This is a genomic window from Enterobacter cloacae complex sp. SYL001 (assembly GCF_049237025.1).
Taxonomy (GTDB): Bacteria; Pseudomonadota; Gammaproteobacteria; order Enterobacterales; family Enterobacteriaceae; genus Enterobacter; species Enterobacter intestinihominis.
In genome coordinates this window covers 12,933-28,367 of sequence record NZ_JBMKJI010000018.1, presented here as the reverse complement: position 1 = coordinate 28,367, position 15,435 = coordinate 12,933, and the positions used below count along the sequence as shown (strand labels likewise).

Sequence of the window (15,435 nt, the reverse complement as noted above, 5' to 3'; positions counted from 1 at the left end):
ACTTTCCGGTGAAATCTGCGCCTCTGGTATAGACTTAAGGTGCAAAAAATAACCCGTGGAGGTCATATGAAGCGTTTTGCTCTGGCAGTGGTCACGCTGGTTGTTTGCGCAGGAGCGCAGGCAGCCAGCGAAGAAGTTGAAATGAATCTCGTCACTTCTCAGGGAGTAGGCCAGTCCATCGGGACGGTGAAAATCACCGAAACCGATAAAGGGCTGGAATTTGCTCCCGATCTCAAGGCCCTTCCACCCGGTGAACATGGTTTTCACGTTCATGCCAAAGGCAGCTGTCAACCTGCAATGAAAGAGGGGAAACCTTCAGCCGCTGAGGCCGCTGGGGGGCATCTGGATCCGCACAACTCTGGTAAGCATGAAGGCCCGGAAGGTATGGGGCACCTCGGCGATCTGCCGGTGCTGGTGGTGAATAACGACGGTAAAGCCACCGATCCGGTTGTTGCGCCCCGGCTGAAAAAGATTGACGAGGTCAAAGGCAAGGCGCTGATGGTCCATGTGGGCGGCGATAACATGTCCGATCAACCTAAACCGCTTGGCGGCGGCGGGGCGCGCTATGCCTGCGGGGTGATCTGATCGCCAATTGTTCCGGGTGGCGGCGCCTGTTCAAGCTGTGACAGGGAGCAGTGCAGCCGCCAGATAATGGACGCCAGATCGCGGGCCGCAGGCTGATGGTGGTGCGCCAGAGCGTCGCAAATACGCTGAAGCTCGGCGAGCGTGACGCTCAGGGGGCGTTGCTGAACTCCGCGCTCGCTCATCACATCGCGAAGCATGGAAATACAATTATCGCGGACCTGCGAAAGCGGGTCGGAACGCGTCTCCCAGGCACGCAACTGCCACACCACGTGCGAACAGTTCAGCAGCACCACGCCCCAGCGCAGTAGCCAGCGACGGGAGAGGGAATCCTGGCTGTTGTTCAGCTGGCTGACATGATGGTAAACCAGCGATTCATACTCGCTTTCACGCAGATGCGGTCTGCGGCTCAGTTGATCGACAAAACCCCTGCGCAGCTCACGAATATGCCTGCGGCTTTTACGCGCATCCGAGCCCGGGCGTAGCACGGCGAAAGCCAGCCACGCCAGCCCCACGCCGAGGATCTTCGCCAGGTTATCGTTGAGAAAATCAGCGTAATCGTAAACCGGAGGATTCGTTACAGAGATAAATGAGCCCATAAAAACAATCAACTGACCCCACAGACCGGCCAGTTTTGGCATTTGCAGTTTGAGCAACTGCATGGTGGTTAACAGCGGGAACAGAAACAGCAGAAATTGCCAGAGGTCGGTTATCTGCACCATCAAACCAAATTTCACCACAAAGCTGAACAGCGACAGCAGTACCAGCGTACGCAGCAGAAGCGTCAGGGAATTAAACGGGGAAGCGGCGACGGAATAGAGCACGCAGCTGATTGCCGCAAGCGTCAGGGCTGCACTGCCCGCATCCCATTGGGTGGTGATGGCCCATGCGCCCACGGCCGTCAACGCGCAAAACGTACGAAAACCGCTCCACAGCGCCTCCATTGCGTCGGTATGGCGCGCCAGAGCTGGGCTACCGGGAACGGAAAATTCGGTGACGGGCGTGGCATTTTCGACGGCTTTTAACCAGCGGCTGCTGCGCAGATACAGGCGGCAGAAATAGTTCAGACGCTGCCAGAAGGCGCGGTGCCGGTAATCATATTCATCCGTTGGGGCGAGCGGCGCGATAATGCGGGCCACGGTATAGATATCGGCATCCGGACGCGCAAGGGCGGCGAGAAGCGCCTCGATAACTTCCCGGGTATGGGCTGGCGGCGCAGGCCAGTTCAGCAACATCCGGCGAAGGCTTGAGATCGCACTCGTCATCCGCAATTGCTGGTGCAGTAAATAGTTCAGGAGCGTGTTCTGGCGACGAAAACGGTAGTGGCTCCAGAATGCCTGGATGCGCAGCAGATTCATGGTCAGGATCTGGCCGATGACCTTTTCGTGTGCTAGACGGATGTTATCGCTGCTATCAGGCTGCCAGAGCAGGCTGGCATGTTCCAGCAAACGCGCGTGCATCGTTTTAAGGGCGGTGATAAGCGTAGTGCCATCCGAGGTGCTGGGCAGGATCATCATCATGACGCCGCCGCACAGAATGCCGACCATCACTTCACATACGCGTGCCTGGGCGATGTCCCATAGCTCGGTGGTATCCAGCACGTTGACGACCGGAAAGGCGATAATGGCTGCGGTGTAACCTGCCAGTTGAAACGCGTACGCAACGTTGTTGGTAAAATGGGCGCAGGCCCAGGTGCACAGCCCCAGCCATGCCGACATGCTTAACAGAAAGAGCCAGGGATCGTTCAGGGTATGGCCGGCAAGAAGCAGTGCAGCGGTCGCACCCAGCAGGCTACCCGCCACGCGCCCGAGGCTTTTACTGATAACGCCCCCGACGGTAGGGAAGCTGACAACCGCCGCTGAGGTCATCGCCCAGTAAGGCTCATCCAGATTCAGATAATAGGCAACCGTAAGCGCAAGGCACATGGCGATGCCGTTTCGCAGCGCGTAACGCCACTGCGGCCGTGTCGCTTTTATCCACGGCGTATTGCGCCAGGAGAAAGCTCCCAGGTTCATCATCGCGATCCGATGGCGACGGTGCAGGTTGTGCCAGAGACCAGAGTAATGTCTTTCGGCAGTTGCTCTAACTCGACGCGAACAGGCACCCGCTGAGCCAGACGCACCCACGGTACGTTGGGTTTGATGTCAGGCACCAGACCAGAATCGGTTTCCACGCTCTGATCGTAAATTGCCCGACCTATGCTACTAACGTGACCCTGTAACTTTTCTGCACCGCTGTAAAGCGTGATCCGGGCAGGCGCACCCTCGCGGATATGCCGCAGCTTGGTCTCTTCAAAATAACCTACAACATAGAAAGAGTGGCTATCTACCAGGGCAAAGACCGGCTGGCCTGTGGTGGCGTAATCCCCCACACGGGTCGACAGGCTCGTGATCCATCCATCCACCGGAGCTTTGACCACGGTCTGGGTCAGTTGCCACTCGGCCTGTTTCAGCGTTGCCTCTGCAACCTTCAGGCTGGCCTGCATGGCTTTTACATTGATATTGGCGGTATCGAGATCTTCCGCAGAGATGTAATTCCTCGACAGATGTCGGCGACGTTCGGCTTCGTTATTGGCTTTTGCCAGATCTGATTGAGCTTTTGCGAGCTGCGCCTGGGCATTGAGCACCGCAATGTGGAAAGGGGTCTCATCGATGCGGAATAACACATCGCCCGCATGAACGAACTGGTTGTCCTTCACCAGCAGCGCGCTGATACTGCCGGACACCTGTGGCGTGATGCTGACCTGTTCTGCGCGGATCTTGCCGTCACGCGTCCAGGGCGACTGCATGTAATAATTCCAGAGCCACCAGCCGGCCATAAGCGCCAGCGCTAAAACGAAAAGAGTGGAAAAATATTTTAACGTTTTCAATGCTATTCTCACCACACGGTTAACACGGCAAGGCCAAGACAGACGGAAAGGGTAAACAGGGAGAGATCCATTAACATCGGGTGCCAGATTTCACCGGAATACATCCAGTCGCGCAGCAGACGATGCGCAATGAGCCAGATCACAAAACCGACCATCACGGCTTTAAACAGTGGCGGAAAGTAGACCGATGCGCCGACAATCAGATCCTGGAGGGGCAACCCTGCGGAGAGGGAAAAGAACGTCACAAGCAGTGATCCTTTGCAGTGGGGTGAGGGCCACAATGGCATATTTCAATGCGATGGCGCATTACCGTTCAGTGTAAATCATCCTTTCAGGAATGATGAATACCGTGATTGCATTTGTTTTGGCAATACAAATACTGCAAACTATTCTAAAATCACTATAATCACTTAGCAAGCTAATTATAAGGAGATGAAATTGGAATCGCCATTAGGTTCTGATCTGGCAAGGTTGGTACGCATCTGGCGTGCTCTGATTGACCATCGCCTGAAACCTCTGGAACTCACGCAGACGCACTGGGTTACGCTGCATAACATTCATCAGCTCCCGCCCGACCAGTCACAGATCCAACTGGCAAAAGCGATTGGCATTGAGCAGCCGTCACTGGTGCGCACTCTTGACCAACTGGAAGAGAAGGGACTTATCTCCCGACAAACCTGCGCCAGCGACCGTCGCGCCAAGCGGATCAAATTGACGGAAAAAGCGGCCCCGATTATTACTGAGATGGAAGCTGTCATCAGTAAAACGCGTGGGGAGATCCTTGAAGGTATTTCCCCCGCTGAGCTGGAGATGCTGATAGGACTCATCGCCCGTCTTGAGCAGAACATCCACGATCTGCAGTCTCGCGACTGACCGAAGGTAAAGGCCTTGCGAAATAAAGGCCTTTCTTATTATCTGAACACCACCACCCGGTTGCGCCCTGTCTCTTTTGCCTCATACATGGCTTTATCCGCGCTCTCCACGCAGGTTTCCGCACTGGTTTCCGGCGAGGTTGCGGTGAATACGCCCATGCTGATGGTAATGGGTTCCGGCAGATGACCGCCGCTGCTGGCTTTATCAAACCCGCTCAGCTTGAGGCGAATGCGCTCGGCCACCTGCCGCGCGGCGTCTGAAGGGGTATTTGTCAGCATCAACACAAACTCTTCACCACCGATTCGGGCCGCGATATCCTGGGGGCGCACGGAATCCGTCAGCAGATTAGAGACGAACTGTAATACCTTATCGCCCTGCAAATGCCCGTAACAGTCGTTGATACGTTTGAAACGGTCAAGGTCGCTTACCACCACCGATACCGGGTGTGCCTCCGTTGCAGAGCTGAGGGCATAGTTTAATGAATCATAAAAATAGCTGCGATTATAAAGACGGGTAAGCGGGTCGCGGATTGAATTTTGATATGACTGCTGGTATTTGACGTGCGAGTCACGATACAAATTAAAGACGTCGGAAAGCAAAATGAAAATAATCATTAATGTCGCGACAGTTTCGAATAACCGGGCGCGGTACCATGATACATCTTCTACGTATCCACCTAACAACAGCATTAACAGCGTGACGACATAACAGACGCATAAAAAATTGCCGCCCGCCCAGAACAAATTTCTTATCCGGGTCACGACCATCAGGGTGATTAATGTGACAACCCAAAGAATGACCAAAATGATGTTGATGGTCTGGCTCCAGAGAATCATGAACTGCCGGGTTTCATTATCCACAAGATCCAGGGTTAACGTCGTGGAATGGCTGGAATAGAACCACGCCAGCCAAAGCATGCAGCCCGTAAAGAGAGCCGATCCGACAACAATACCGATGTGGGTGCTTCGTGAAAGGGGGGAAACGCGAAGCGTATAAAGTAAGGCTGAGGCCATCATGAGCACCGCCATTAAGAGGTGTCGGAACATATAAAAGATCATCGCGTCATTATAGTTCGCCTCGTTGAACTGATAGAGATCCAGCCAACCTGGAAAACTGGATAGCGTACCCACCATCAGCAGTGCTGAACCGGCAAAGGCTGACGCAATCGGAACGAGATATAGCCGTTTTTTATCACACCAGTATTTCATTGCCATAAAACAGGCGATAAACAGATGGAATACCAGAAGAAAAATAGTGAGCGTAGGGAAAAATAGCGGAGAGAATGAAGGAACCCATTCAACAAGTTTTATAAAACAACCTTGTAACACGGCAATGATAAAAATGCACCCAAGTGCAAAGGCCACAAAGCGGTTCATTACAAATCGACAGTTCGCAAGCATAGAATGTTAAAAAATTAAAAAGAGGAAAAAGAGAATCAGACGAGTCTAAAGGAGGGAAATAAAAAATACTTTGCGCAGGAACAATATCAGAGGGAATTAATTATACGCCGTGTGAATGTATTTTTATAAATACATTTTTTAAAATGATAGTTTTTGTAAATGGATGCGGCCCGAAAGGACCGCATCCGTCGGGATATTAACGCGGGGAGACGGTGACCTGGCTACCGTTGCTTGCCAGTACAACACGCTGGCCTGCAGAGAAGCGAGTATTACCCTGTTTCTGCACAACCATAATGGTGCTGCCATCGTCTTTACGGATTTCCAGCTCAACGCCCTGAGTTTTGTTCATCGCACCCTGAACGCCCTGACCCGCTACGCCGCCTGCAACTGCGCCTGCTGCGGTAGCCAGAGAGCGACCGGTGCCGCCACCAATGGTGTTACCCAGGAAACCACCCAGCACAGCACCACCGATTGCGCCCACGACGTTCGTGTCATCACCACCCTGAATCTGAACAGGACGGGCATTAACGATAGTACCGTAGGTCACGTTCTGTACCTGTTTAGCTTCAGAAGCACTATATACGTCGCCGGAGAGTGAATTGTCGTTCACACAACCCGCCAGTGTTAAACCAATCAGCGAAACGCCCAGTACACGTAAAATCATTTGACTCTCCTGTTCACCAAAAAACGCCCGGTTGGGGCATCCGTTATGGCTAAATTATATGGCATTCCTGACCACAGTTCATATCTTTGCATGCCGAATAGATAAATTTTACCTGAACGGGGCTTAACGGGACATAAACAAAAACCGTCTGTGCTACAGGTCTGAGATTGTTAAAAAATATTATCACCGGATAGCAAAGCAGCGTTATTTATGATGGAGTGGTTGCACTTAGCCCATGTAACGTAAGGAAAGCGCATGAAATCGGGTCGCTATATCGGTGTGATGTCTGGTACCAGTCTTGACGGTGTGGATGTCGTTCTGGCCGCCATTGATGAAAACATGGTGGCGCAGCAGGCAAGCCTGACCTGGCCTATTCCGGTCTCGTTAAAAGAAGAGATCCTGAACATCTGCCAGGGGCAACAGCTGACGCTTTCCCAACTGGGCCAACTGGATGTGCGTCTGGGGGCGCTGTTTGCTGATGCGGTACTGGTCCTGATGCAGCAAGAAAGACTTCATCCGCAGGATGTCGTGGCAATAGGCTGCCATGGGCAGACCGTCTGGCATGAACCTGTCGGCGAGGCGCCGCACACGATGCAAATTGGCGATAATAACCAGATTGTGGCAAAAACCGGCGTGACGGTGGTGGGGGATTTCCGTCGTCGCGATATGGCCCTCGGCGGGCAGGGGGCGCCGCTGGTTCCGGCATTTCATCAGGCGCTGCTGGCGCACCCGGTGGAGCGCAGAATGGTTCTGAACATTGGCGGGATTGCCAACCTGTCGATGCTCATTCCCGGGCAGCCCGTGCGTGGATACGATACCGGGCCCGGTAATATGCTGATGGATGCCTGGATCTGGCGTCAGAACGGTAAACCCTACGACAAAGACGCGCAGTGGGCCAGCCAGGGGAAAGTGATCCTTCCCTTGCTGCAAGCCCTGTTAAGCGATCCATTCTTTGCCCTGCCCGCGCCGAAAAGCACGGGGCGAGAGTATTTCAACTACGGCTGGCTTGAACGTCATCTGGCACGCTTCCCCGGCCTTGCGCCTCAGGATGTGCAGGCTACGCTGACTGAGCTTACCGCCGTGTCGATTTCTGAACAAGTGTTGCTCAGCGGCGGGTGCGAGCGTCTGCTGGTATGCGGAGGCGGAAGCCGCAACCCGCTCCTGATGGCACGCCTCGCCGCCCTGCTGCCGGGCACCGAAGTCACGACCACTGACGAAGCCGGGATCAGCGGAGACGACATGGAAGCGCTGGCCTTCGCCTGGCTTGCCTGGCGTACGGTTGCCGGTCTGCCCGGGAATTTACCCTCCGTAACCGGTGCGCGGGAGGCGAGCGTCCTCGGTGCTATTTTCCCGGCAAATCCGCGCCATAATCAGAGTTAACTGAAATTCAGCGGGAGGCATAACCCGTAAAATAGGGAAAAACAGGAGGGCGGTTAGGCCCTCCAGGACCAGGATAGTCTTCGGAATCTGCCCATGAAAAAACTTCTTCTCATTGCTGTACCTTTTCTTATGACCGGATGCAGCGTCTATAACCAGTTCGTTGAGCGTATGCAAACCGATAAGCTGGAATATCGTTGTGATGAAAAACCGCTGACGGTGAAGCTGAACAACACTCGCCAGGAAGCCAGCTTTGTTTATGACAGTAAGTTGTTGACGCTGAAGCAGGGGATGTCCGCCTCCGGGGCGCGTTACACGGATGGGATCTACGTCTTCTGGTCAAAAGGTGACAGCGCCACCGTCTATAAGCGAGACCGCATTGTGCTGAACAATTGTCAGCTGGAAAATCCGAAGCGTTGAGATTTTTGAAGGGCGCGCGCACAATAGCGCCACCCAACCTCACTTTCAGCTAACGCCATGTCAGATAACGACGAACTACAGCAAATTGCGCATCTGCGCCGTGAATACACCAAAGGCGGTCTGCGCCGCCAGGATCTTCCCGCCGAACCGCTGGTGCTTTTTGAACGCTGGCTGAAACAGGCCTGCGAAGCGAAACTGGCCGACCCGACGGCGATGGTCGTTGCCACGGTTGATGAAAACGGTCAGCCGTATCAACGCATCGTTCTTCTTAAGCATTATGACGAGAAAGGGCTGGTGTTCTACACCAACCTTGGTAGTCGTAAAGCGCATCACCTGGAAAATAATCCGCGTATTAGCCTGCTCTTCCCGTGGCATATGCTTGAGCGCCAGGTGATGGTTACCGGCAAGGCAGAGCGCCTCTCTACGCTCGAAGTGGTGAAATATTTCCACAGCCGACCGCGCGACAGTCAGATTGGCGCCTGGGTTTCTAAACAGTCCAGCCGAATCTCGGCCCGCGGCGTACTTGAAAGTAAATTCCTCGAACTCAAACAGAAGTTTCAGCAGGGTGAAGTGCCGCTGCCGAGTTTCTGGGGCGGGTTCCGCATCCCCATTGAGCAGATGGAATTCTGGCAGGGCGGTGAGCACCGCCTGCACGACCGCTTTTTATACCAGCGCGACAACGGTGGCTGGAAAATAGACCGACTGGCACCGTAATCCCCAAAATTTGTTGATTTAAGCGCTAGCGCACACCGCGCTGGCGCTTTATTCTATGGTCCTTTCGCATCAGGCGAAAAGTCGTGTACCGGCAAAGGTGCAGTCGTTTATACATGGAGAATTTGATGGCAAGCAGTAACTTGATTAAACAATTGCAAGAGCGGGGCCTGGTGGCCCAGGTGACGGACGAGGAAGCGTTAGCAGAGCGACTGGCGCAAGGCCCGATCGCGCTCTATTGCGGCTTCGATCCCACCGCTGACAGCTTGCATTTGGGGCATCTTGTTCCATTGTTATGCCTGAAACGCTTCCAGATGGCGGGTCATAAGCCTGTTGCCCTGGTTGGCGGTGCGACTGGTCTGATTGGCGACCCAAGTTTCAAAGCCGCTGAGCGTAAGCTGAATACCGAAGACACCGTGCAGGAGTGGGTGGATAAGATCCGTAAACAGGTTGCACCGTTCCTGGATTTCAACTGTGGTGACAACGCTGCGATTGCGGCGAACAACTACGACTGGTTTGGTGGCATGAACGTGCTGACGTTCCTGCGTGACATCGGCAAACACTTCTCTGTTAACCAGATGATTAACAAAGAAGCGGTCAAGCAGCGTCTTAACCGTGACGATCAGGGTATCTCTTTCACCGAGTTCTCCTACAACCTGTTGCAGGGGTATGACTTCGCCTGCCTGAACAAGCTGCACGGCGTGTCGCTGCAAATTGGCGGTTCTGACCAGTGGGGTAACATCACCTCCGGTATCGATCTGACCCGTCGTCTTCACCAGAATCAGGTATTTGGTCTGACCGTGCCGCTGATCACCAAAGCAGACGGTACTAAGTTTGGTAAAACCGAAGGCGGCGCAGTATGGCTTGATCCGAAGAAAACCAGCCCGTACAAATTCTACCAGTTCTGGATCAACACGGCGGATGCCGACGTTTATCGCTTCCTGAAATTCTTCACCTTTATGGATATCGAAGAAATCAATGCGCTGGAAGAAGAAGACAAGAACAGCGGTAAAGCACCGCGCGCCCAGTATGTGCTGGCCGACGAAGTGACTAAACTGGTTCATGGTGAAGAAGGTCTGGCAGCGGCGAAACGCATTACGGCGAGCCTGTTCAACGGGACCCTGAGCGATTTAAGCGAAGAGGACTTCGAACAGCTTGCTCAGGATGGCGTGCCGATGGTGGAGATGGAAAAAGGCGCCGATCTGATGCAGGCGCTGGTGGACTCCGAGCTCCAGCCGTCTCGCGGTCAGGCGCGTAAAACCATCGCCTCTAACGCGATCACCATTAATGGCGAAAAACAGGCCGATCCGGAATACACCTTTACCGAGAACGACCGTCTCTATGGTCGCTACACGCTGCTGCGTCGCGGTAAGAAAAATTACTGCCTGGTCTGCTGGAAGTAATTAAAAGTACGCAGGGGCGTGGGAAACCACGCCCCTTTTGTTTTGACAGGGTTTGGTAAGTACAACATGAAGAACATCCTCGCCATTCAGTCCCACGTTGTTTTTGGACATGCTGGCAACAGCGCTGCGGAATTCCCGATGCGCCGCCTCGGGGCTAACGTCTGGCCCCTCAATACCGTTCAGTTTTCAAACCACACGCAATACGGCAAATGGACCGGCTGCGTGATGCCGCCATCGCATCTGACGGAGATCGTTCAGGGGATTGCGGATGTCGACCAGCTTAAACGCTGCGATGCCGTACTGAGCGGTTATCTGGGTTCGGCGGAGCAGGGGGAGCATATCCTCGGCATTGTGCGCCAGGTGAAAGCGGCAAACCCCGCGGCGAAATATTTCTGCGATCCGGTGATGGGACATCCGGAAAAAGGCTGCATCGTCGCGCCGGGCGTTGCGGAGTTTCATGTCCGTCATGCATTGCCTGCCAGCGATATTATTGCGCCAAATCTGATTGAACTTGAGATCCTGTGCGAGCATCCGGTCAACAGCGTAGAAGAGGCTGTACGCGCCTCTCGCGAGCTCCTCGCCCAGGGGCCAGAGATTGTGCTGGTTAAGCACCTGGCACGCGCAGGGTTGAGCCAGGACCGTTTTGAGATGCTGCTGGTGACCAAGGACGAAGCCTGGCACATCAGTCGACCGCTGGTGGATTTCGGTGCACGTCAGCCTGTCGGAGTTGGGGATGTGACCAGCGGTTTGCTGCTGGTGAAGCTATTGCAGGGCGCAAGCCTGCGCGATGCGCTGGAGCACGTCACCGCAGCCGTTTATGAAATCATGATTGCGACGAAGACGATGCAGGAATATGAGCTACAGGTGGTTGCGGCGCAGGATCGCATCGCGAAACCCGAGCATTATTTCAGCGCAACCCAATTGTAAGAGCAGGGAAAGTGTAGGCCGGGTAAGCGCAGCGCCACCCGGCAATACAGCGCGCTCGGATTAATTCAACCCTTCTGCCTTCAGCGCCGCTGCAACCGCAGGACGTGCCGCTACGCGTTCCATATACGACGCAATATGATCTAATCCTTCCAGGTTCAGCTTCACCGCGCGCGCCCAGCGTAGAACGGTAAACAGATACGCATCAGCAATGGTGAAACGCGCACCGCAGATCCACTGATCGTCTTTCAGTGATTCATTAATGTACTGCATCTTTTTCTCAAGTAACGCACGTACGGTCGGTTTGTACTCTTCCGGAGTATCCGGGCGGAACAGCGGCGTAAAGCCTTTGTGCAGCTCGGTCGCGATGTAGTTAAGCCACTCAAGGGTTTTATAGCGAGAGATACTGCCTGTTGGTGCCAGCAGCTGACGATCAGGCACGTTGTCGGCCAGGTACTGCATTATCGCCACGCCTTCGGTCAGCAGCGTACCATCATCCAGCAGCAGGGCCGGAACCTGCCCTTTTGGGTTAATCGCAAAAAAGTCACCCCCGTTTTCCAGGCGCTTTTTCATCAGGTCAACGCCGTCCAGCGTGAAATCCTTACCGCTCTCGCGAAGGGTGATATGCGAAGCAAGAGAGCAGGCGCCCGGTTTATAGAACAGTTTCATCGGTAACTCCTTTTTGCTGAGGTTCCCGCTATGTTAGTGCGCGTTCAGATAAAAAAAAAGCCGCTAATCAATTAGCGGCTTCTGTTCAGTCGTTTCCCGATGACATTACGCGTTCGCGGTGTTGGTCGCTTTAGCGGATTTGTCGTCGTCCTGCGTCATACGATTGAGTTTTGGTGCGGTGAGCAGCATCAGCACGGCAATTACGGCTGTCGCGATACCAATTTGCATGAACACGGTGCCGTAGACGTTCAGGGAGACCAGCGGGTCGGTGACGTTGTCCGGTACCGCCATCAGGTTCGCAATCTTACCTGCAATGATGGCTGCGCCAGCGGTCGTCAGGAACCAGCTACCCATGATGAAGCCCATCAGACGCTGAGGGACCAGCTGTGCAACCATCGCCAGGCCCAGACCGGAGATCATCAGTTCACCGATGGATTGCAGCGCATAGCTCAGGATCAGCCAGTTAACAGACACGATACCCGCGTCGGTCGCGAATTTCGTCCCCAGCGGCAGCACCAGGAATGCGCCAGAGCACAGCACCATACCGATAGCGAACTTGTGCGGCATCGGCAGACGGTCGCCCATCTTGTTATAGATAGCGGCCAGAATCGGGCTACCAATCATGATCCAGAACGGGTTCAGTGCCTGGTACTGCTCCGGCTCGAACGCGATACCCAGGATGGAGTGCTCAACGTTGCGGATTGCGAAGAAGTTCAGAGACGTCGGCATCTGGCTGTACAGGACGAAGAAGATAATCGCTTCCAGCATCAGGATGAACGCCACAATCATCTTACGACGTGCCGCACCCTGCATCGCGAAGGCTTCTTTAGCGAAGATAATCACGATACCCAGCGCAACCACGGCCAGTACGGCACGTGCAATACCCTGGTTGTGCAGCAGCCAGGTCGCGACAGCGGCCAGGATCACAATGCCGACGATGGTTGCCAGCAGTTTGCCCATATGCACGGGTTCGAAGTCTGGTTTAGAACCATAATCTTTAACCCAGCTGCGACAGAACAGGAAGTTCACAACGGTGATCAGCATACCCACGAAGCTCAGCGCAAACGCTACGCTCCAGCCGAATTTCGCGGCCAGCCATGGGGTTGCCAGCATAGAGAAGAATGAACCGATGTTGATGGACATGTAGTACATGGTAAATGCACCGTCCAGACGCGGATCATCTTTGTTGTAGCAGGTAGAAAGCAGGGAGGACGGGTTAGCCTTAAAGAGGCCGTTACCTACCGCGATGGTAGCCATGCCCATGTATACCACGCCCGCATCGTGCCCGGACCATGCAACCAGGCCATAGCCAATCGCCAGAACCACGGCGCCCAGCATAATGACACGTTTCGTACCGAGGACTTTATCGCCTAACCAGCCGCCGATGGCGACCAGGCCATAGACCAGAGCGCTGAAGGACGAGAACAGCGTGATGGAATCGGCTTCGGACATACCCAGTTGCTTAACCAGGTAAACGGCCATAATCCCTTGCAGGCCGTAGTAGCCAAAACGCTCCCATAATTCGATAGAGAAAATGAGATAGAACGCTTTAGGCTGTTTGAAAGCGTTAAGACTTACGCTCTCATCTGTTGGTTTATTGTTTGCAGTAGACACATATACCTCTTTTTTTACATCCCATATTAACGGGGGTGTTCATAGCGTGATGACCGTAGTCCATCCGCTTTATAGTTATATTGGGAGGGGAAACGGCGGGTAATGTTCACTATCCAGCCCCATCTGGCAATACGTTTGTAATAATCTGTTACATATAACTGTGGCGGTATAATCATCGGTTCACGCAAATGTTATGCAGCGTTAAATTTCATCCGTTGAGAATTGGTGGTTTTTTTCACTGTAAATGACCCTGATGAATGGCTGTATGGCGATATGTTCTGCTATTTTGGGTGAAAGGCAGTGATATAGCCCATATTCTGAAAAATGACTGGTCTTATATGCGGTGAGTAATGGATGAGATCTTGTCTGGCAAAGGCGTGGAGAGGGTTTTAACAACAAAAATCCAACATCAAGTTATCAGAGTGATCGCGATCACAGATGTATAGAAATTTTTGGTGATGAAAAAACTATTAACCTGTTTGAGTGTTAAATATCCGCAGAATCGACAACACTTTATGGACAATGAGAGGGAAAATTACGGCCAAGGGAGAAGATATCAGAGCCCTTTTTTAATCTAAGGGCTTGAACAGTAACAAGTGTATGTACCTTCAGGGATAGACTTTTTCTTTGTATTCACAGAGATCTTCGATAATGCAGGAGCCGCAGCGTGGCTTACGTGCAATACAGGTATAGCGCCCGTGAAGGATTAGCCAGTGATGGCAATCCACCTTAAATTCCGCAGGGACCACTTTTAATAGCTTTTCTTCCACCTCTTCCACGTTTTTACCCGGCGCGAACCGGGTGCGATTAGAAACGCGGAAGATGTGAGTGTCCACGGCGATCGTCGGCCAGCCAAACGCCGTGTTGAGCACGACATTTGCCGTTTTACGCCCGACGCCTGGCAACGCTTCCAGCGCTGCGCGATCTTCCGGGACTTCACCGCCGTGCTGCTCAAGGAGGATCCGGCAGGTCTTAATGACGTTTTCGGCCTTACTGTTAAACAGGCCGATGGTCTTGATATAGGATTTTACCCCTTCAACCCCCAGCCCCAGCATGGCCTGCGGCGTATTGGCTACAGGGTAGAGCAGGGCCGTGGCTTTGTTGACGCTCACGTCAGTGGCCTGCGCAGAGAGCAGCACCGCGATCAACAGTTCAAACGGCGAGTTAAAATTCAGCTCTGTCGTTGGATGAGGATTCTCATCGCGCAGGCGCGTCAGGATCGCAATGCGTTTCTCTTTATTCATACTGCTTTCTCGGGGATCCCTTCCTGTACGCTGCGTTCAGCGGCGCGGCGTTTACGTTTTTCATCAATCAGGTATTTTAACGCCAGCATCATCCCAAGGCCAATGAAGGCGCCTGGCGGTAGCATGGCCAGCAGGAATGGGGTGTCCGTATGGAACACCTCGATACGCAGCGATTTCGCCCAGCCGCCAAGCAGCGCGTCCGCACCGTCGAAGAGCGTACCGTTGCCCAGAATTTCACGCAGAGAGCCGAGGACGAACATGGCGGCAGTCGCGCCCATGCCGATGGAAAACCCATCCAGCGCGGAAATTGCCGGGTTGTTTTTCACCGCGAAGGCTTCAGCGCGTCCCACGACAATACAGTTAGTCACGATAAGCGGAATGAAGATCCCGAGCGACTGGTACAGGCCAAATGCGTAGGCGTTAATTAGCATTTGCACGACGCTGACCACCGATGCAATGATCATGACATAAATCGGAATACGGATTTCCGATGGCGTCCAGCGGCGCAAAACAGAAATGGAGAAGTTGGTCAGGGTCAGCACCAGCGTGGTCGCCAGCCCCAGCCCGAGCGCGTTGGTGGCGGTAGACGTCACCGCCAGCAGCGGGCACAATCCCAACAGCTGTACCAGTGCCGAGTTGTTTTTCCAGAGTCCCTGGACGATAACCTCTTTAACCTGGCTCATGG

At 53.7% G+C, this 15,435-nt stretch carries 16 protein-coding genes; 7 read left to right on the top strand and 9 right to left on the bottom strand.

Annotated features, from left to right (window positions below):
* Window positions 1-66 precede the first annotated feature (66 nt).
* Complete coding sequence (gene sodC, locus ACOTZP_RS15970) at window positions 67-585, top strand: superoxide dismutase [Cu-Zn] SodC (protein ID WP_022647904.1); 519 nt, start codon at window positions 67-69, stop codon at window positions 583-585.
* On the opposite strand, the gene ACOTZP_RS15965 is transcribed toward sodC, so the two are convergent.
* From ACOTZP_RS15965 to ACOTZP_RS15955, 3 genes are read right to left on the bottom strand one after another with little or no spacing between them, the layout of a single operon-like run.
* Complete coding sequence (locus ACOTZP_RS15965; RefSeq protein ID WP_032622268.1) at window positions 564-2,597, bottom strand: FUSC family protein; 2,034 nt, start codon at window positions 2,595-2,597, stop codon at window positions 564-566. The genes sodC and ACOTZP_RS15965 overlap by 22 nt on opposite strands.
* Window positions 2,597-3,457 (bottom strand): HlyD family secretion protein, encoded by an 861-nt coding sequence (locus ACOTZP_RS15960; protein WP_038417029.1) that lies wholly within the window; start codon window positions 3,455-3,457, stop codon window positions 2,597-2,599. The genes ACOTZP_RS15965 and ACOTZP_RS15960 overlap by 1 nt, the downstream gene beginning before the upstream one ends.
* A gap of 2 nt (window positions 3,458-3,459) precedes the next feature.
* On the bottom strand, window positions 3,460-3,696 hold the full coding sequence (locus tag ACOTZP_RS15955; RefSeq protein WP_022647907.1) for a DUF1656 domain-containing protein: 237 nt from the start codon (window positions 3,694-3,696) through the stop codon (window positions 3,460-3,462).
* A 187-nt stretch (window positions 3,697-3,883) separates the two neighbouring features.
* Between ACOTZP_RS15955 and slyA the strand changes: the two genes are divergently transcribed.
* Window positions 3,884-4,324: a transcriptional regulator SlyA gene (gene slyA, locus ACOTZP_RS15950; RefSeq protein WP_032623345.1), complete on the top strand. Its 441-nt coding sequence runs from the start codon at window positions 3,884-3,886 to the stop codon at window positions 4,322-4,324.
* 38 nt (window positions 4,325-4,362) lie between these two features.
* Here the strand turns inward: slyA and ACOTZP_RS15945 are convergent, their stop codons facing one another.
* Both ACOTZP_RS15945 and slyB read right to left on the bottom strand, forming a co-directional pair.
* Window positions 4,363-5,724: a sensor domain-containing diguanylate cyclase gene (locus tag ACOTZP_RS15945; protein WP_045308479.1), complete on the bottom strand. Its 1,362-nt coding sequence runs from the start codon at window positions 5,722-5,724 to the stop codon at window positions 4,363-4,365.
* A 196-nt stretch (window positions 5,725-5,920) separates the two neighbouring features.
* A complete protein-coding gene (gene slyB / locus ACOTZP_RS15940; RefSeq protein ID WP_022647910.1) occupies window positions 5,921-6,388 on the bottom strand; it encodes an outer membrane lipoprotein SlyB in 468 nt (155 codons plus the stop codon).
* Window positions 6,389-6,643: 255 nt separating this feature from the next.
* On the opposite strand from slyB, the gene anmK reads away from it, so the two are divergent.
* From anmK to pdxY, 5 genes are all read left to right on the top strand, one after another.
* On the top strand, window positions 6,644-7,768 hold the full coding sequence (anmK, locus tag ACOTZP_RS15935; protein ID WP_421633755.1) for an anhydro-N-acetylmuramic acid kinase: 1,125 nt from the start codon (window positions 6,644-6,646) through the stop codon (window positions 7,766-7,768).
* A gap of 87 nt (window positions 7,769-7,855) precedes the next feature.
* Window positions 7,856-8,185, top strand: coding sequence for a C-type lysozyme inhibitor (mliC, locus tag ACOTZP_RS15930; RefSeq protein WP_271075326.1), 330 nt, complete (start codon window positions 7,856-7,858; stop codon window positions 8,183-8,185).
* 57 nt (window positions 8,186-8,242) lie between these two features.
* A complete protein-coding gene (gene pdxH, locus ACOTZP_RS15925) occupies window positions 8,243-8,899 on the top strand; it encodes a pyridoxamine 5'-phosphate oxidase (RefSeq protein WP_003857601.1) in 657 nt (218 codons plus the stop codon).
* 125 nt (window positions 8,900-9,024) lie between these two features.
* Window positions 9,025-10,299 carry a tyrosine--tRNA ligase gene (gene tyrS / locus ACOTZP_RS15920; protein WP_038415949.1) on the top strand — a complete coding sequence of 425 codons (1,275 nt, stop codon included), beginning with the start codon at window positions 9,025-9,027 and terminating at the stop codon, window positions 10,297-10,299.
* 66 nt (window positions 10,300-10,365) lie between these two features.
* Window positions 10,366-11,226 (top strand): pyridoxal kinase PdxY, encoded by an 861-nt coding sequence (gene pdxY, locus ACOTZP_RS15915; protein WP_271075303.1) that lies wholly within the window; start codon window positions 10,366-10,368, stop codon window positions 11,224-11,226.
* A 60-nt stretch (window positions 11,227-11,286) separates the two neighbouring features.
* Here the strand turns inward: pdxY and gstA are convergent, their stop codons facing one another.
* The 4 genes from gstA to ACOTZP_RS15895 all read right to left on the bottom strand — a co-directional run bounded on the left by gstA (window position 11,287) and on the right by ACOTZP_RS15895 (window position 15,433).
* Window positions 11,287-11,892 carry a glutathione transferase GstA gene (gstA, locus tag ACOTZP_RS15910; RefSeq protein ID WP_045308481.1) on the bottom strand — a complete coding sequence of 202 codons (606 nt, stop codon included), beginning with the start codon at window positions 11,890-11,892 and terminating at the stop codon, window positions 11,287-11,289.
* A 105-nt stretch (window positions 11,893-11,997) separates the two neighbouring features.
* Window positions 11,998-13,506 (bottom strand): dipeptide/tripeptide permease DtpA, encoded by a 1,509-nt coding sequence (dtpA, locus tag ACOTZP_RS15905; RefSeq protein WP_023299961.1) that lies wholly within the window; start codon window positions 13,504-13,506, stop codon window positions 11,998-12,000.
* 608 nt (window positions 13,507-14,114) lie between these two features.
* Window positions 14,115-14,750, bottom strand: coding sequence for an endonuclease III (nth, locus tag ACOTZP_RS15900; protein ID WP_023306010.1), 636 nt, complete (start codon window positions 14,748-14,750; stop codon window positions 14,115-14,117).
* Entirely contained in the window at window positions 14,747-15,433 is a 687-nt protein-coding gene (locus ACOTZP_RS15895) for an electron transport complex subunit E (protein WP_003857592.1), read from the bottom strand. Before ACOTZP_RS15895 ends, nth begins: the two co-directional genes overlap by 4 nt.
* Window positions 15,434-15,435 lie beyond the last annotated feature (2 nt).